The organism is Arthrobacter sp. zg-Y895, assembly GCF_020731025.1.
Lineage (GTDB): Bacteria > Actinomycetota > Actinomycetes > Actinomycetales > Micrococcaceae > Arthrobacter_B.
Genome location: NZ_JAJFZY010000003.1, coordinates 302,058 through 319,650, shown reverse-complemented (window position 1 = coordinate 319,650; position 17,593 = coordinate 302,058). Strand labels below are relative to the sequence as shown.

Genomic DNA, 17,593 nt, shown 5'->3' with positions numbered 1-17,593 from the left:
CTACAAGAGGCGCCGCACCCACGAGGTGCGGCGCCTCTTTCGGCGTCGTCTGCTTTAGCGGGCTACTCCGTGTACAGCCCCATTCCACGCAGCACATTGCGGCGGGCAGCAATGGAGATAAGGAACCGGCGGCCGGTTGTCAGTTCCGGTTCAATGCGGACAAACGCGTTTTTCGTCCCCGCCTGCCACGGGAAGAGCGGGAGTTCCTCGGAGTCCATGATCTCCGAGAAGTCTTCGAGCAGGGTGGCTCCGCCCTTAAGTACCACGCTCCAGGCGGAGGACAGCGTGTCATCGTAACCGTCGATTTCGAACGCAACCCGGTTGCCCGAGAGCGCACCGGCCAGCTTGGTTCCGGCCGAGGTGCGGAAAACCACTGTGCCTTGGTCAACGGCGAAGTTAACGGGGAAAATCTCGGGATGTCCGTCGACAATCACGGCGAGCCGGCCGAACTTCGCCTGCCGGACATAGGTCCAGCACTGGCTGGAGGTCAGGTGGTCTGCGGTGTTCTCGTCGCTGATCGGCATGGCGCCAGTCTAGGGCAGGTGCTGGCGGGCGGGTATGCAGGCGGCCAAGCCGTGGCTAATCAGTACCGGGTGGAGAACAATGGATCCATGAAAGCGATCCTGAACGTCATCTGGCTTCTGTTCGGCGGTATCTGGCTTGCCCTCGGTTATGCACTGGCGGGTGTGGTCTGCTGCCTGCTCATTGTCACTATCCCGTTCGGTATCGCATCCTTCCGTATCGCCAACTACGCGCTCTGGCCGTTCGGCCGGACGGTCGTGGACCGGGGCGGGTTCACCGGTCCCCTCAGCCTGCTGGGAAACATCATCTGGCTGCTGCTGGCCGGCATCTGGATCGCCATTGGACACATCCTCACGGCCATCCCGATGTTCGTGAGCATCGTCGGGATCCCGCTGGGCATCGCGAATTTGAAGATGCTGCCGATTTCGCTGATGCCGCTGGGCAAGGTAATAGTGCCTACGGACACCTGGCAGATCACTCCGTACGCCGGGAACGCATACCGGCAGCCCGGCTACCAGGGCCGGGTTGCACCCCAGCAGTGGCCCTCCTGAGCTGTTCCCTTCGCGGTTAGCCCTGGGCGCCCTCGAGGAAGGCCTTCATCAGCGGTCCGCCCGAGGTAGAACCCCGCTCGCCCTGCTCCACGAACACTGCAACGGCCAGGTCGCCCTGGATGGCCAGCACCCATGCGTGGGTTTCCGGCGGCGTCTGGCTGCCGAACTCAGCGGTTCCTGTCTTGGCGAGCACGGGATCGCCCGGCACGCCGAGCAGCATCTGCACTCCGCCTTCGGCGACGACGGCGCGCATCATCTCCCGCAGCGATGCGGCTTCCTCTGCCGTGAGGTTGCCCGGCACGGAAGCTGTCGTTTCCGGAGCGGAGGCGGTGGGCGAAGCCGGAGCGGACCCACCGGCCGGGGCCGGCGAGGCGGATTCCCGGATCAGCGTGGGGGAGACCCGTTCGCCCTTGCCGATGGAGGCACCGGCAACCGCCATGGCCAGCGGGGACACCAGGACCTGGCCCTGTCCGATCAGCGAGGCTGCATGCTCGGTGCCTGCAGCCTCCGCAGGCACGGAGCCCAGGAACGCGTCCGTCCCGATCGAAGCATCCACACCGATGCCCAGGTCTCCGGCGGCAGCGGAGAGGCTCTGCTGGGAAACGGTGCCCTGGGCATTGAGGAAGGCAGTGTTGCAGGAGTTCGCGAATGCCGTGCGCAGCGGGATGCTGCCGGTGGCCTCGGCCGGGTAGCCGGGGACGTTGTTGAACTTCCGGCCGTCGACGTTGAGTTCGGACGGGCACTCCACGGTGCTGGCCGGTGTGGTGCCGTTGCGCAGCATTGCCAGCGCGGTGGCTGTCTTGAACGTGGATCCCGGCGGGTACTGGCCCAGGAGGGCGGTTTGCTGGCCTTCGCTGCCGGGGCCGTTCGCCACGGTCAGGATCTCACCGGTGGAGGGCTGGATAGCCACGATGGCGGACGCCGACGGTTCTTCTTCCAGGATTCCCTCCGCCAACTGCTGCAGCCGCGGATCCAGGGTGGTCTGCAGATCAGTGCCCGTCTGCGGATCGATGCTCTTCACGGTGTCGCTGGTTCCTGCTTCATTCTCGACGGTGACCGTAACGCCGGGACTGCCCTGGAGCTGCGGGTTGTACTGCTTCTGCAGCCCGGAAAGACCGGTCTGGTCCCCGGCGGACACCCTGCCCTCGGATTCCTCGACCAATTCCGCAGTCGCCTCGCCCACGGTGCCCAGCAGGGCGCGGGCAAAGCCGCGGGTGGGCGCCAGGATCCGCTGCGCGGGAAGGGCTAGTGCGCCGGGGATGGCTTCGATGGCCGCCGGGGTTGCCGGTCCCTCCGCTTCCTCACGCTGGACAATCGCCTCGACAAAGGCTTCGGGGCCGGAGGCCTGCACCTGTGCGGTGTACGGGGCGGGGTCCAGTCCCACCAGTTCGGCCAGCGCCGCCGACGACGACGCATACTGATCCTCGGAGAGGTCCGGCTTGTTGATGCCGATGCGGAGCACCGGCCGTGCGTTCATCAGGGGTTGCCCGTTGCGGTCCAGGATGTCGGCGCGGCCGCCGGGAGTGGTGGAGCGGACCAGCCGATCGCCGTCGACCAGGGGACTGAACAGTACGGAGGGTGCCCACTCAACGAGCCACTTGTCGTCCTCTCCGCGGCGGAGCTGGGCGGAGCTCTCATAGGTCCAGTCCGGCTCCGAATCGCTGTTGACGTCCCAGGCATAGGTCAACCGTGCGGTGGCGGCGGAGTCGTCGTCCTCGTCTTCGTCAACTCCGGCCACTGTGACGTCAGGGCGGAGCGGGCCCATGTCGGCGAGCAACTGTTCCAGCTCGGCGTTCACGTCGGCGGGGGTGCCCGCCGTAAAGGCAGATGCCGAAACGTCCAGTTGGCTGAGGCCCTCCGCCAACTCGGCGGCGGCGTCGTCAGGCGCCGGTTTGTCCCCCGAGCAGGACACCAGGGTCAGGGCCAGGGCGGCCACGGCAAGGACGGAAACGGAAGTACGGTTTTTCCCCATCCGCACAGGCTACCCGGGGTGGGCCCCGACTTTGGATTCCGGACACGTAAAAGGGCGGTGCGGAAGTCCGCACCGCCCTTTGTGCCGGGTGTTACGCCGTGCGGGCTGCCTTGATCAGGTCCGCGCAGCGTTCGCCGATCATCATGGTGGTGATGTTCGGGTTCACGGTCACCAGCTCCGGCATCACGGAAGCGTCCGCGACGCGCAGGCCGGTAACACCCTTGACCCGTAGCTGGGGATCAAGGGGAGACATGACGTCGTCCTCCGCGCCCATCCGAACCGTGCCGGCCGGGTGGTAGACGGTGTTGTGCGTCTTTTTGATGTATTCGATTATCTGCTCGTCGGTTTGCACCTCTTTGCCCGGGTAGAGTTCCTCGCCGACCCACTCCGCCATGGCAGGCTGGGAAACGATCTCCCGGGCCTTCCGGATGCCGTAGACCATCACGCGCATGTCATGCGGGTCGGTGAAGTAGCGCGGATCGACCATCGGCTTGTCACGGAAGTCCCGGCTGCGCAGCCGCACGGTGCCGCGGGAGCGGGCGTGGGTGACGTTCGGGGTCAGGCAGAACCCGTTCTCGGTGGTCGGGTAGCCGTGGCGCAGGGTGTGCATGTCGAACGGCACCGATCCGTAGTGGAACATCAGGTCGGGGCGGTCCAACCCGTCTTCGGTGGGGGTGAAAATCCCGATTTCCCACCACTGCGTGGAGGTTTCGGGCATCGGCTTTTTCGCCTCCCACTGAATCACGCCTTCGGGGTGGTCCTGCAGGTTCTCGCCCACGCCGGGGGAGTCCACCCGGACTGCGACGCCGCGCTCCTCGAGGTGTTCCTTCGGGCCGATGCCGGAGAGCATCAGCAGTTTCGGTGAGTCGATCGCTCCCGCGGAAACCACGGTTTCGATCCGCGCACGCAGATAATGTGCGCGGCCGAACGGGTTATCGACGACGGCAACACCGGTGCAGCGGTTCGCGTCGTCGAAGGTCAGTTCCTTCGCCAGCACGCCGGTGAGCAGGGTGAAGTTTTCCCGCTCCATGATCGGGTGGATGTAGGAGACCGACGACGAGGACCGGGTGCCGTCGGCGCGGCGGTTGATCTGGAAGAAGTTCGCGCCGTTGATCACCGTCTCGCCGGTATTGAACTTCACCTTCGGAATGCCGGCCTGCTCGCAGGCTTCCAGCAGGGCGACGCCGCACGGGTCCTCGGCGGGGATGTTCATCAGGTGCACGGGGCCGGAGTCGCCGTGATGCGGCGCGTCGGGGCCGGCGTCCTCGTTGGTCTCCAGCTTCCGGTACAGCTCCCAGGCCGTCTTGGCATTCCAGCCCTCGGCGCCGAACTTGGCTTCCCACTCGTCGATGTCCTCGCGCGGGGCCCAGAACGCGATGCAGGAGTTGTGGCTGGAGCAGCCGCCCATCACCTTCGCGCGGGCATGGCGCATGAAGGAGTTGCCGTTCTCCTGCGGCTCAATCTGGTAGTCCCAGTCATAGCCGGATTCGAGCAGTTCCATCCAGCGGTCCAGCTGCAGGACTTCCTGGATGCCGCGGTCATCGGGCCCGGCTTCGATCAGGGCCACCTGGACATCCGGGTCCTCGCTCAGCCGGGCAGCCACGGCTGCGCCGGCGGAACCGCCGCCCACCACGATGTAATCGAATTCGGTCTGATCAGCCATGTGGTGCTACGCCTTTCCGTGGTCGGCGAACCAGCCGGTCACCTGCGGGTTGATGTTGTGGTAAATGTGCTTGGCTTCCTGGTACTCGCCCAGACCGGTGGGTCCCAGCTCCCGGCCGATGCCGGACTGCCCGTAACCGCCCCACTCCGCCTGCGGGAGGTACGGGTGGAAGTCGTTGATCCAGACGGTGCCGGCGCGCATCCGGCGGGCCACCCGCTGGCTCTTGCCGGCGTCCTGCGTCCAAACGGCTCCGGCCAGTCCGTAGTCGGTGTCATTGGCCAGTTTTACGGCCTCTTCCTCGCCGTTGAACGTCTCCACCGTGACAACCGGGCCGAATGCTTCGTCCTTAAGCGCAGCAGTGCCGCTGTCCACGTTGTCCAGCACAGTGGGGGCGTAGTAGAAGCCCTTCTCGAGGTCGCCGGTGCCCCAGGTTCCACCGCAGCGGATACGGGCGCCTTCTTCCACGGCCTTGTTCACGTACGCGGTTACCTTGTCACGGTGGGCAGCGGAAATCAGCGGTCCGGTTTCGGCGGTCGCATCGAAGGGCCCGCCCATCCGGATCATTTCGGCGCGGCGTGCCAGCTCGGCCACGAACCGTTCAGCGATGGGTTCTTCCACGAGGAGCCGGGCGCCGGCGGAGCAGACCTGGCCGGAGTGGACGAAGGCGGCATTGAGTGCGTTGTCCAGGGCGGCGTCGAAATCGGCGTCGGCAAAGATGATGTTGGGGTTCTTGCCGCCCAGTTCCAGGGCGACCTTCTTGACCGTCTTGGCGGCGGAGGCAGCGATGACCTTGCCCGTCGCCACGCCGCCGGTGAAGGAGACCAGATCGACGTCGGGGGACTCGGAGAGCGGCGCGCCGGCCACGGCTCCGGCGCCGAGCACCAGGTTGGCGACACCGCGGGGCAGGCCCAGTTCCTCCAGCACCTGCATCATGAGGATGGAGGTATGCGGGGTCAGCTCGGAGGGCTTGAGGATGAAGGTGCAGCCCGCGGCCAGTGCGGGGGCGATCTTCCACGCGGCCTGCAGCAAGGGGTAGTTCCACGGTGCGATCAGCCCGCACACGCCGACCGGTTCGTATTCGATCCGGCTGACGACGTCGTTGTTGCCGGCGTCGACTATCCGGCCGGCGTTGGATCCGGCGATCTTGCCGAAGTACGTGAAGCAGGCAGCGATATCGTCCATGTCGATTTCGCTTTCCACCAGGCGCTTGCCGGTGTCCCGCGTTTCAGCCAAGGCAAATTCGTCTTTGCGTTCCTTGAGCCGGGCGGCAACCTTCAGCAGGAAGTCGCCGCGTTCCGGGGCGGGAACACTGGACCATTCCCCGCGTTCCCAGGCAGCCTTGGCAGCGGTGATGGCCTTTTCCGTGTCTTCACGGGTGGCTTCGGAGACCGTGGCAACAAAGGTGCCGTCCGCAGGGTTGTGGATGTCACGGGTGCCGCCGTCGGACGCGGGCACCCACGCTCCGTCAATAAACAAAGTGGCAGTGGTCATGCTTTTCCCTCCTCGCTGACAAAGTCAGCTTCCCAGTTGTCTTTCGGAACCTGGTCCTCCGCGATGGAGGTATTGCCCGGCACCTCGCGGTTGAGGTGCAGGAATTCCAGGTGGGTTTCGTAGTGGTCCAGGACATCGGTGATGACCTGTTCCTTGGTGTAGCCCATGAGGTCGTAGCCGTGGCTGCCCTCCAGGGAGAAAACCTCCATGCGGAAGTACTTGCTGTCCGCCGACGCGTTGTGCGCGTAGGAGGGCGTGTCGTACTGCACGGGGTAGATCTGGTACTTGAAGCCGCGTTCCTCGGCCATTCCCACCTGCAGGTCCAGATGGTGGATGCCGTGCGGGGCCGCTTCGCCCTCGCAGAGCACAACGTCCGCGCCGCGTTCCCGAAGTTCGTCATGGACTTCCTGCAGTGCCGGCCGGGCCACTGCCTGGAGGAACCGCTCCGCCTGCCGCGGGCCGGGGTAGGTCATCACCCGGGAGAGCCGCTGCCGCCAGCTTCGGCCGCTGCGCGCGTCGAGGCTGCGGCCCGCGATGATGCCCGGCAGCGAGGCGCGGTAGCTGTCAGTCAGCGTGTTCTCCACGCGCAGGGCCTTATAGACCCCGAGCATGATGAACAGCAGCAGGATGGACAGCGGCAGGCCCATGATGATGGTGGCGTTCTGCAGTGTGGTCACGCCGCCCACCATGAGCATCGCCAGGGTGAGCAGGCCGGTGGCCACGGACCAGAAGACCCGGAGCCATTTGGGTCCGTCAGAGTCGGCGTCCTTCAGATGGGACGTAAAGTTGGCCATCACCAGGGCTCCGGAGTCCGCGGAAGTGACGTAGAACAGCAGGCCGGTAAAGGTGGCGATGGCTGCCGTCGCCGGGGCCCACGGATACTGTTCCAGCAATCCGTAGAACGCCCGTTCGGGCTGGTTCATGGCTACCTCGCCGAAGGCGGCGTTGCCGCCCATCACCAGGTCGAGGGCCGAATTGCCGAAGATGGAGATCCACAGCAGGATGAAGGCGAACGGGACAATCATGGTGCCCAGTACAAACTGCCGGATGGTCCGGCCCCGGGAAATACGGGCGAGGAACAGGCCCACGAACGGCGCCCAGGCAATCCACCAGGCCCAGAAGAACAGCGTCCAGGAGCTCAGCCAGTCGTCCGGCCGGTCATAGGCCATCGTGTCCATGGTCATGGCCGGGAAGCGGCTCAGCACGTCGCCGACGTTCTGGACGATGCCGTCCAGCAGGAAATTGGTCTTGCCGGCAACCAGGACGAAAAGCATCAGCCCGACGGCGAGGATCACGTTGAGCTCGGAGAGCCGGCGGATGCCTTTTTCGACACCGGAGACCACCGAGACCGTGGCCATGACCACGGACAGGGCAATCAGGGCTATCTGTACGGTGAGGTTTTCGGGCAGCCCGAACATAAAGCTCAAACCGTAGTTCAGCTGGACGACGCCGATCCCCAGGGATGTAGCAATGCCGAAGATGGTGCCAAGCAACGCGGCGATATCCACCCCGTGTCCGATGGGCCCTTCAATTTTCTTGCCGAAGATCGGATACAGCGCGGAGCGGATGCTCAGGGGGAGATTGTGCCGGTAAGCGAAATAGCCCAGGGCCAGCCCCATCAGTGCGTAGAGGGCCCAGCCGGTAATGCCGTAGTGGAACAGCGTCAGCACCAGCGCCTGGCGGGCAGCCTCGGCCGTGGCGCCGTCTCCGGACGGAGGAGCGAGGTACTGGGTGACCGGCTCGGACACCGAGAAGAACATCAGGTCAATACCAATGCCCGCCGCAAACAGCATGGCTCCCCAGGTGAAGAGACCGAACTGCGGTTTGGAGTGGTCGGGGCCAAGCTTCGTTTTCCCCACCCGTGTCAGCGCAGTGGCCAGTACGAAGATCACGACCAGGCTGACCACCAGGAAGTAATACCACCCCATATTTACGGAAACCCAGCCGACCATGGAGCCGATAACGGATTCAGCGTTTTCTGTGGCCAGCATGGCCCAGAGGGCAATCGCAAGGATTCCCGTTGCTGAACCAATAAAGACCGTCGTATTAACCCGGGTCCGGGGAGCGGCCGGAATCCCTGTTTCGGGCTCCTCTGTCTCCGGTTCCGCAAGTCTGCTCATGGAGTCGATCCTTCGGGTTGCTTTGGAGTTGGAATGCGCTCCGGCAGCCTGGAATGTTTGAGGTGCCCACGGCAACGTACCGGCCTGCTGCGGCAGTGCGGCAGGTCTCACGGTTGGCGGCAAAGTGCGGGCTCCCGGAGGCATTTCGAATCTATCAAAGGGATTTGCGCTGTTCCGATTTCCTTGACGTGGATCACAATCGGTGTCCGTCCGCTGGGATGCCGCGGCTGGTTTGCCGCCGGTCGGGAGCCCTGTGCAGGGCATGTTTTCCCTGCTACGGTTTTTGGAAACGGCCTCAGGACGTGGCCTTATAAATACAACTCGCTTCCACCGGCACCCTGCGGACAGCCGGAACGGCCGCAATGGCCGCTGGAGGACCGGATCGGTTGCCGGTTGTTTTACGGCAGGAGTGGGCAAATGTCCGATCTGGACATGATTCTCGAGAAGACGGTGCGGTCCTACGGGCGGCGGCAGATCCAGGCCGGCCACGCACTGATGATCGTTATGGCACGCGATATTCCATACCCCATCGGAGAAGTGTGGTCTGCGCTCGCGGATCCGGAACGATTGGGTCAATGGGTGGCGCTTCCGGAAGGGGACCTGCGGCGAGGCGGCACCTACAGCCTCCCGGACGGATCCCACGGAGCGATCCTTCGCTGTGACGGACCCCGCCTTCTGACGGTGTCCTGGGCGCGGGAAGGAACGTCGTCTGCAGAGGTGGAATTTCACCTGACCGGGGAGAACGGAAATACCCGGTTGGAACTGCGGTACGCGTCGGTGCGCAAGGGATTCGCGGTAACAGCGGCCCCCGGCGCAGGACTCTGGACCGGCGGTGCGGGGTGGGAATATTTCCTCGACGTCATGGAGGACTATCTGGCCGGGACTATCCCCGAGGAGCCGCCCGGAATCCGGTTTGAAATCGAAGCAGCCGGGCCGCTGGCGCAGCTCTTTGAAGCGCGGAACGAACGCTGGCGAAGGACCGCAGACGAATTCGACCGGGAGCACATCCCCTAGGCGTTCCCAGGCCAGCGGAGGTGCTGTGGACAACTTTACTTCCAAAGTTGAGCGAATTAGACTCAACTTTATTTAGCATTGCGGAAGCATTCTTCGCTGAGGTTTTGAGGAGCCACCGTGGACACTAAATTCACGAACAAGAGCCAGGAAGCACTTTCGGCTGCGGCCATGAACGCGAACACTGCGGGGAATCCGCAGATTGAACCGGCGCATCTGCTCAAAGCGCTTATGGATCAGCGGCAGGGGGTCGCCGTCGCCCTCCTGAAGGCTGCAGGAATCAATGTGGACACCGTCAGTGCCGCTGCCAGCACCGCCATTCACCAGCTGCCTTCCTCCTCCGGCAGCTCGGTGGCGCAGCCCCAGTTTTCCCGGCCCTTGCTTCAAGTCATCAACGCGGCGCAGCAGGAGGCAGAACAGCTGGGGGATGCCTTTGTCTCTACCGAACACCTCCTGCTCGGGTTGTCCCTCGACAACGGTCCCGCAGGAAAAGCGCTTCGGGACAACAACGCCGGGCACGACGCGCTCAGCGCCGTGCTTCCAACCGTACGAGGAGACCGCAAAGTGACCAATGCCGACCCGGAGAACACGTTCCAGGCCCTGGAAAAATTCAGTACCGACCTGACGGAAATGGCCCGCTCGGGCAAGCTGGACCCCGTGATCGGCCGGGACGCCGAGATCCGGCGCGTCATCCAGGTGCTCAGCCGCCGTACCAAGAACAACCCGGTACTCATCGGCGAGCCGGGCGTGGGCAAGACGGCCGTCGTCGAAGGACTGGCCCAGCGCATCGTTGCAGGGGACGTGCCCGAGAGCCTGAGCGGCAAGACCCTGCTGTCCCTTGACCTTGGATCCATGGTCGCCGGTGCCAAGTACCGCGGCGAGTTCGAAGAGCGGTTCAAGGCCGTGCTCGAGGAAATCTCCAATGCCGAAGGCCAGATCGTCACCTTTATCGACGAGCTGCACACCGTAGTAGGGGCGGGTGCGGCCGAAGGGTCCATGGACGCCGGCAATATGCTCAAGCCAATGCTGGCGCGCGGTGAGCTGCGGCTGATCGGCGCCACCACGCTGAACGAATACCGCGAAAACATTGAAAAGGATGCGGCATTGGAGCGCCGTTTCCAGCAGGTATACGTGGGCGAGCCCAGCGTCCCGGACACCATCGGCATCCTGCGCGGCTTGAAGGAGCGGTACGAGGCGCACCACAAGGTCGCCATCGCCGACTCGGCCCTGGTTGCCGCCGCAACGCTGTCCAACCGCTACATCACCGGGCGCCAGCTTCCGGACAAGGCCATTGACCTGGTGGATGAGGCTGCTTCCCGGCTGCGGATGGAAATCGACTCCGCCCCCGAGGAAATCGACGAGCTCCGGCGTGCCGTGGACAGGCTCACCATGGAGGAACTCGCACTGGCGAATGAAACGGACGAGGCTTCGATTGAGCGGCTGGCCGTCCTGCGCGAAGACATGGCGAATAAGAAGGAACAGCTGGCGGCGCTCAACGCCCGCTGGGAGGCCGAGAAGGCGGGACTGAACCGGGTCGGCGACCTCAAGGCAAAGATCGACGAGCTGCGCAGCGAGGCGGAGAAATTCCAGCGCGACGGCGACCTCACGGAAGCCTCCCGCATCCTGTACGGGGAAATACCTGCCCTGCAGAAGGAACTGGAGGCAGCTCAGCAGGCCGAGGAGAACAGCTTCGGCGAAGAAACCCGGGAACTGATGGTCTCCGAGGAAGTCACTGCGGACGACATCGCGGAAGTGGTCTCTGCCTGGACGGGCATCCCCTCCGGACGCATGCTGCAGGGCGAATCCCAGAAACTGCTGGACATGGAAGAAGCCATCGGCTCGCGCCTGATCGGGCAGAGCAAGGCCGTGGCCGCGGTCTCCGATGCCGTGCGCCGCTCACGGGCCGGTGTCAGCGATCCGGACCGGCCCACCGGTTCCTTCCTGTTCCTTGGCCCCACCGGCGTCGGCAAGACCGAACTGGCGAAGGCCCTGGCGGACTTCCTCTTCGACGACGAGCGGGCCATGGTCCGCATCGATATGAGTGAGTACTCCGAGAAGCATGCGGTGTCCCGCCTGGTGGGTGCGCCTCCCGGATACGTGGGCTATGAGGAGGGCGGCCAGCTCACCGAAGCCGTGCGCCGCCGCCCCTACTCGGTGATCCTGCTGGACGAAGTGGAGAAGGCGCATCCGGACGTCTTCGACATCCTGCTTCAGGTGCTCGACGACGGCCGGCTGACTGACGGCCAGGGCCGGACGGTGGACTTCCGCAACGTCATCCTGATCCTGACGTCCAACCTCGGGTCCCAGTTCCTGGTGGATCCGGGCCTGACCGAGGAGCAGAAGCGCGAATCGGTGATGTCCATGGTCAACGCGAACTTCAAGCCGGAGTTCCTTAACCGGCTCGACGACGTGATCCTGTTCGATCCGCTGAGCCTGGAGGATCTGACCCGGATCGTGGACATCCAGGTGCGTGCCCTGGCCAACCGCCTCCACGAGCGCCGCCTGGTGCTGGATGTGACCGATGCGGCCCGGGAATGGCTGGGCCTGACCGGCTACGATCCGGCCTACGGTGCACGGCCGCTACGCCGCCTGGTGCAGCGGGAAATCGGCGACCAGCTGGCCCGCGGGATCCTGGCCGGAAAGATCAGCGACGGCAACACAGTGCTGGTGGATAGGCCGTCAGACGGGCTGGACGGCGACGGGCTGGTGGCCGAGCCCGGGCTTACGGTGGCAGCGGTCGCTTAGGTCCGAAAAGCACAAAGGCGCGCGGCGGCTGATGCCCGCCGCGCGCCTTTGTGCTGTTGCCTGGGGCGCTTACTCCTGAACCGCTTCCCTGTACCCGCTTACTCCTGAACCAGGGACTCGGTGAGTTCCTGGCCCTCAGGTGCGAAGACAATGCAGTCCACGCGGCGGTCACCGGAGGCCCAGGTCTGCTCGGTGGGAATGGACTTGGTCAGCTTCAAGCCCGGGGACTCCGCGGCGGCGTCGGCATACTCCACAGCCGCGCAGACCTCGCTGACCCGCTCTTCCAGGGCGCCGGTGCCGGGGAAGGCCGCGTCCTCAGTGAAGCTGTCCGTGGCGACCAGCTGGGCGTTGTGCGGCGTTTCGCAGGTGACTACGGTGGCGCTGGAGTTGACGTCGTCCCAATCCTTCAGGCACGCGCCGTCCGCCAGCTCGAGAGGACTCACATCCTCGGAGATGACACCTTCCTCCTTGCCGTTAAAGACGAACACGAAAAGCAGGATGGCGACGACGGCGGCGAGCACAACGCCGCCGAGTACCAGCAGCAGGCGGGTGTTGCGCTTGCTCTTGCCGCTGTCCTTTGCCGCGGCGGGGGCGATGCCTGCCGGCGTCCCTGCCCCAGTTGCGGAGGCCGTGGCGCCGGAGGCTGCGCCGGACTGCTTGGATGATGCCGTGGCCCCCGCTGCCTGGCTTTCGGCCAGCCGGCGTGACCGGCGGGTGTCGCCCGCCGGTACAGCTGCCGTCACGGGCTCCGGCTCTCCTGACGCGGCAACCGGGGCGACGGTGCGCTCCTGGGGTGCCGCGGTCATCGGAGCTGCCGCATTGATGCCGTGCAGGGGATGCGGTTCAGTGCCCCCTGCGGACGGTTCCTGTTCCGCTTCGGCGGCTGGTTCAGGTGTTTCGCCGGGCGCCGGAAGGTCTAGCCCGACGGCGGATTCACCTGCGGAGCCATCGGACTTGGAGTCATCTGCACCGTCGCCGGGGGCCGCGGAGTCTTCAGTACCCCGATCCGGCATGGCTTCAGCCTCCGCGCTGTCGGTTGTGTCTTCAGCCTCGGCACCATCGGCCTTGGAGTCATCTGCACCGTCGCCGGGGGCCGCGGAGTCCTCAGTATCCCCGTCCGGCACGGCTTCAGCCTCCGCGCCGTCCGCCGCAGCGGTACCGGCAGCCGACTCAGACTCGGAGGCCGTTGCAACGCCGTCCTCGGGTGTTGGACCGGAAAGAGTGGTCGCCTCGTCAGTTTCTCCGGGCTCATTGGCGCCGGCAGCGTTGGCGTCCACCTGGACTTCCGTCCCGGTAGGAGCGGGTTCCAGTCCGGACAGGCGCCCGGCTTCGGCCGCGTCGGCCTCGGCTGCAGCGGTTTCCGAGGCAACCTGGTCGAGGGACGCTGCTTCCACGGCGTCATCACTCAGGGCCGGCTCGGCCAGGGAAGGTTCTTCCAGTTCGAGTTCCTCCGGTGCTACCACCACCGGCTCCGGGGGAAGATCCAACGCAGCGGTTTCGTCACCGTCGGGTTCAGTTCCGGCGGCCATAGCCGGGGCATCCGCTGCGGAGCCTGCGCGGTCAGCCCCTTCGGCGGCGGCCATGTCAGCGTCTCCTGCACCCTCGAAACTGCGTTCCCAGACTCCGGCGTCGTGGTTTCCATCTTCGGAGAGCCACGCGGGGGAGTCCGAATGCGCGCTCAGATCGGGGAAGGCACCCGGCGTACTTTCCTTCTCCGGTGGCGGATAAACCGCTTCCGGTGTACTTTTCTGATCGCTCATGGTGAACGTCTGTCCTCCCTGTAGGCGGTGGCATGATGCACCCCAAAACTGTCTCTACCCCCGACTTTAGCCAATATCGGCGGGTGGGCGCAGGGACCGGCGTGCCGGACGCGCTGTGCTAATGCTCGGGGAATACCCCTCGCCGCGGTCGAGGGGGCACAAGCCAGCGGGAAAACATGTAACCTGTACTTACGACAAATTGACCAAATATTCCGGGGCCCTCGTTCATCTGCCCGAACGACTAACCTCCGGATCGACGCAAAAAGGGGGTCACGCCATGGGGCGCGGCCGTCAAAAGGCAAAAGCAACCAAGCAGGCTCGGGAGATGAAGTACTTCACCCCTGCCACGGACTACTCGGCGCTGCAGCGTGAGCTCTCAGGACCGACGAGTCGTCCATCCAGTCGATATCCCGAGGAGCCGGCTGAGCCCGACTACTCGGCGTACGAAGATAAGTACGCGGATCAATTTGGCGACGATGACGATGATGAGGGGAACCGCCGCGTAGGCTAGCGGTAATTTCCTCAACGACGTTGGCCAATTGCCTCCTTCAGCGGATCACCTTAGGGTGGGTCCGCTGAATGGCGTTAAGCCTGTAAGTAAGTTCCTGTTTTAGAGCAAGGCCCCGCACCGGCGTATCCGGTGCGGGGCCTTGCTCTGTTCGGGGGGGAGTGCTTAGGCGTAGGTCCCGACCAAGCGGACCGCACCGCCGTCAACGCCCTTGGCACCCTGTACAAAATCGGCATCGGTGCCGGACGGCGTTTCGATCCCGCCGACAGTGCCCATGACCCAGGCGGGGACGCCGCGGGCCGCGAGGCGCTCAAGCGCGGCGTCCGCGCTTCCGGCGTCGACGATCGCCACCATGCCGACGCCGAGGTTCAGCGTACGTTCGAGGTCCGGCTGAGGGACGTTGCCCAGTTCGGCGATCAGCTTGAACACGGGTGGCAGTTCCCAGGTGGAGCGGTCCACCGTGGCCTGCAACCCCTTCGGCAGCACGCGTGCCAGGTTTGCTGCCAATCCGCCGCCGGTCACGTGGCTGAAACCGTGCACTCCGGCCGCGTCGTAGCGGGCGAGGTCCAGGCAGTCCGCGGCGTAGACGCGGGTAGGTTCGAGCAGTTCCTCGCCCAGGGTGCGTCCCAGTTCGGAAACCTGGCGTTCAAGCTGCCAGCCGGCATGGTTGATGACGCGGCGGACCAGGGAGTAGCCGTTGGAGTGGATTCCCGAAGATGCCATGCCGATGACTACGTCGCCGTGGCGGACGCGGTCCGGGCCGAGGAGCCGGTCCGCCTCCACAACGCCCGTGGCAGCGCCCGCGACGTCGTACTCGTGCTCACCCAGCAGACCCGGATGTTCGGCGGTTTCCCCGCCCACCAGTGCCGTGCCGGCCACCTCGCAGGCAGCCGCGATGCCGCGGACTATGTCGGCGATGCGCTCCGGCACTACTTTGCCGCAGGCAATGTAATCCGTCATGAACAGTGGCTCGGCGCCCACCACCACGATGTCGTCCACCACCATGCCCACAAGGTCGAAGCCGATGGTGTCGTGGATATCCATGGCCTGCGCAATGGCAACCTTGGTTCCGACGCCGTCCGTGGACGTTGCGAGCAACGGCTTCCGGTAGCGCAGCAGCCGGGAGGCGTCGTAAAGGCCGGCGAAACCGCCCACCCCGCCCAGCACCGACGGATTGTGGGTGGCCTTTACGGCTGCCTTCATCAGTTCAACGGCTTTGTCGCCGGCTTCGACATCCACTCCTGCGGACGCGTAGGTGATGGGGGCGGCGTTCATACGGCTTCTTTCTTTTCGGCGTCGGTAAGCAGGTTCTCGTATTCGCTGTCCGGTCCCGGGTCACATCCGTTGGAGCCGGCGTCCTCCGCGGGATTGGCGGGATTGCCGGGTTCCAGCAGGTTCTTCCCCAGCCGGTCCGCGGAGGGCAGTTCGATCGGGTAGACACCGGTGAAGCAGGCCGTGCACAACCGTTCCCGCGGCTGCAGGGTCGCATCGATCATGCCGTCTTCGGAAATGTAGGCCAGGCTGTCCGCGCCGATGGACGCGCGGATTTCCTCCACGGCAGCGCCGTTGGCGATCAACTCGGCCCGGGAGGCGAAGTCGATGCCGTAGAAGCACGGCCATTTCACCGGGGGAGAGGAAATCTTCACGTGGACCTCAAGGGCGCCGGCTTCGTGCAGCATCCGAACGATGGCACGCTGCGTATTGCCGCGCACGATGGAATCATCCACCACCACTACCCGCTTGCCGCGGATTACCGATTCGAGGGCGTTCAGCTTCAACTTGATGCCGAGCTGGCGAAGGGTCTGGCTGGGCTGGATGAAGGTGCGTCCAACGTAGGAGTTCTTGACGAACCCATGGGCAAAGGGAATGCCGGATTCCTCGGCGTATCCCACCGCGGCCGGGGTGCCGGATTCCGGGACCGGGATTACGATGTCCGCTTCGACCGCGTTTTCCCGTGCCAGCTGGCGGCCCATTTCGACGCGGGATTCGTACACCGACCGGCCGGCAATGGTGGCATCGGGGCGGGCGAGGTAAACGTACTCGAACACGCAACCGGCCGGCGTCGGCTCCCCGAAGGTGCGGCTGCGGACCCCTGACTCGTCAATGGCAATGAATTCGCCCGGCTTGATCTCCCGGATGAAACTGGCTCCCACCGTGGCGAGGGCGGAGCCTTCGGAGGCCACCACCCAGCCACGCTCCAGCCTTCCAAGCACCAGCGGCCGGACGCCGTAGGTGTCCCGCGCGGCGTAGAGGGTGCCCTCATCCATAAACACGAAGGAGAACGCGCCGCGCAGTTTCGGCAGCAGTTCCATGGCCGTGTCCTCAAGGGACCGTCCGTCGCTGCCGTTGAGCAGGGCGGTGACCAGGGCCGTGTCGGAGGTGTTGCCCTGAGCGATTTCGCCGGTGCGGGGCCTGCCTTCACGCTCGAGGATCAGCTCGTACAGTTCGGCGGAGTTGGTCAGGTTGCCGTTGTGCGCCAGGGCCACGGTGCCGCTCGCGGTGGCGCCGAGGGTGGGCTGGGCATTCGCCCAGTGGGAGGCGCCGGTGGTTGAATACCGGCAGTGCCCCACCGCAATGTGCCCCAGGAGGGTATTGAGCGTGGTTTCGTCGAAGACCTGGGATACCAGCCCCATGTCCTTGTACACGCTGATGCGGTTGCCGTCGCTGGTGGCGATGCCGGCGGACTCCTGTCCGCGGTGCTGCAGGGCGTACAACCCGTAATAGGTAAGCTTCGCTACCTCTTCGCCGGGGGCCCAGACTCCGAAGACTCCACAGGCATCCTGTGGGCCTTTTTCGCCGGGCATCAGATCATGGGAAAGCTGTCCGTCTCCGCGTGCCATGTGTGAATTGTCTCATGGACAACCGGCGGCGCGGGCTGTGTGCGCAACCGTTACGACGGCGGCTGTTCCCGGCTTTCCGGTTCCGCGGGATCCACGCTCTCAACCGTGGACCGGCGGGCCCTGCGGACGCTGATCCAATCCAGGATGAGCGCGGTCAGGGCGCCCAGCAGCAGCCCCGGGAGGCCGAACATGACGGTGAAGAACCCGAGGGTGGCTTCACGCGTGAAGCTGGGGTTCTCGGCCCCGCCGTAAGCGACAAAGAGGGCAGCAATAAACCCGGCAACCACGCCTAGTGCCAGGAAAGGGACGAAACGGGGAGCGCGGCGGACCGTAATCTCGCGGCGCTCAGGGCTGTGCTGCTCGGAAACCATGCTTCGATTCTACCGGCCGGGCACTCTCCCGCCTGCCGA

The 17,593-nt window shown here is 65.1% G+C and carries 13 protein-coding genes; 4 read left to right on the top strand and 9 right to left on the bottom strand.

Annotated features, from left to right (window positions below):
• Positions 1-62 precede the first annotated feature (62 nt).
• The gene (locus LJ760_RS03190) at positions 63-524 is read right to left on the bottom strand and encodes a pyridoxamine 5'-phosphate oxidase family protein (RefSeq protein ID WP_227919200.1); all 462 of its coding nucleotides are present in this window, start codon (positions 522-524) and stop codon (positions 63-65) included.
• Positions 525-611: 87 nt separating this feature from the next.
• Here LJ760_RS03190 and LJ760_RS03185 point away from each other — a divergent pair, with 87 nt between their 5' ends.
• The gene (locus tag LJ760_RS03185) at positions 612-1,073 is read left to right on the top strand and encodes a YccF domain-containing protein (RefSeq protein ID WP_227919199.1); all 462 of its coding nucleotides are present in this window, start codon (positions 612-614) and stop codon (positions 1,071-1,073) included.
• A gap of 16 nt (positions 1,074-1,089) precedes the next feature.
• Here LJ760_RS03185 and LJ760_RS03180 read toward each other — a convergent pair whose 3' ends face one another.
• The 4 genes from LJ760_RS03180 to betT form a co-directional block, all read right to left on the bottom strand.
• Complete coding sequence (locus tag LJ760_RS03180; RefSeq protein WP_227919198.1) at positions 1,090-3,045, bottom strand: penicillin-binding transpeptidase domain-containing protein; 1,956 nt, start codon at positions 3,043-3,045, stop codon at positions 1,090-1,092.
• A gap of 91 nt (positions 3,046-3,136) precedes the next feature.
• On the bottom strand, positions 3,137-4,708 hold the full coding sequence (locus tag LJ760_RS03175; protein WP_227919197.1) for a GMC family oxidoreductase: 1,572 nt from the start codon (positions 4,706-4,708) through the stop codon (positions 3,137-3,139).
• Between the two features lie 6 nt (positions 4,709-4,714).
• On the bottom strand, positions 4,715-6,199 hold the full coding sequence (locus LJ760_RS03170) for an aldehyde dehydrogenase family protein (protein ID WP_227919196.1): 1,485 nt from the start codon (positions 6,197-6,199) through the stop codon (positions 4,715-4,717).
• Positions 6,196-8,319 (bottom strand): choline BCCT transporter BetT, encoded by a 2,124-nt coding sequence (betT, locus tag LJ760_RS03165; protein WP_227919195.1) that lies wholly within the window; start codon positions 8,317-8,319, stop codon positions 6,196-6,198. The genes LJ760_RS03170 and betT overlap by 4 nt, the downstream gene beginning before the upstream one ends.
• A 417-nt stretch (positions 8,320-8,736) precedes the next feature.
• Here betT and LJ760_RS03160 point away from each other — a divergent pair, with 417 nt between their 5' ends.
• On the top strand, positions 8,737-9,333 hold the full coding sequence (locus tag LJ760_RS03160; protein WP_227919192.1) for an SRPBCC domain-containing protein: 597 nt from the start codon (positions 8,737-8,739) through the stop codon (positions 9,331-9,333).
• 117 nt (positions 9,334-9,450) lie between these two features.
• Entirely contained in the window at positions 9,451-12,075 is a 2,625-nt protein-coding gene (gene clpB, locus LJ760_RS03155) for an ATP-dependent chaperone ClpB (protein WP_227919190.1), read from the top strand.
• 98 nt (positions 12,076-12,173) lie between these two features.
• Here the strand turns inward: clpB and LJ760_RS03150 are convergent, their stop codons facing one another.
• On the bottom strand, positions 12,174-13,835 hold the full coding sequence (locus tag LJ760_RS03150; RefSeq protein WP_227919187.1) for a septum formation family protein: 1,662 nt from the start codon (positions 13,833-13,835) through the stop codon (positions 12,174-12,176).
• Positions 13,836-14,112: 277 nt separating this feature from the next.
• Between LJ760_RS03150 and LJ760_RS03145 the strand changes: the two genes are divergently transcribed.
• The gene (locus tag LJ760_RS03145) at positions 14,113-14,346 is read left to right on the top strand and encodes a DUF3073 domain-containing protein (protein WP_146361664.1); all 234 of its coding nucleotides are present in this window, start codon (positions 14,113-14,115) and stop codon (positions 14,344-14,346) included.
• A gap of 162 nt (positions 14,347-14,508) precedes the next feature.
• Here LJ760_RS03145 and purM read toward each other — a convergent pair whose 3' ends face one another.
• Genes purM through LJ760_RS03130 form a run of 3 tightly spaced genes read right to left on the bottom strand, consistent with a single transcriptional unit; the run spans position 14,509 to position 17,554 of the window.
• Positions 14,509-15,618: a phosphoribosylformylglycinamidine cyclo-ligase gene (purM, locus tag LJ760_RS03140; protein WP_227919185.1), complete on the bottom strand. Its 1,110-nt coding sequence runs from the start codon at positions 15,616-15,618 to the stop codon at positions 14,509-14,511.
• Positions 15,615-17,183: an amidophosphoribosyltransferase gene (purF, locus tag LJ760_RS03135; protein ID WP_227919184.1), complete on the bottom strand. Its 1,569-nt coding sequence runs from the start codon at positions 17,181-17,183 to the stop codon at positions 15,615-15,617. The genes purM and purF overlap by 4 nt, the downstream gene beginning before the upstream one ends.
• Before the next feature lie 50 nt (positions 17,184-17,233).
• Positions 17,234-17,554: a hypothetical protein gene (locus LJ760_RS03130; RefSeq protein WP_227919183.1), complete on the bottom strand. Its 321-nt coding sequence runs from the start codon at positions 17,552-17,554 to the stop codon at positions 17,234-17,236.
• Positions 17,555-17,593 lie beyond the last annotated feature (39 nt).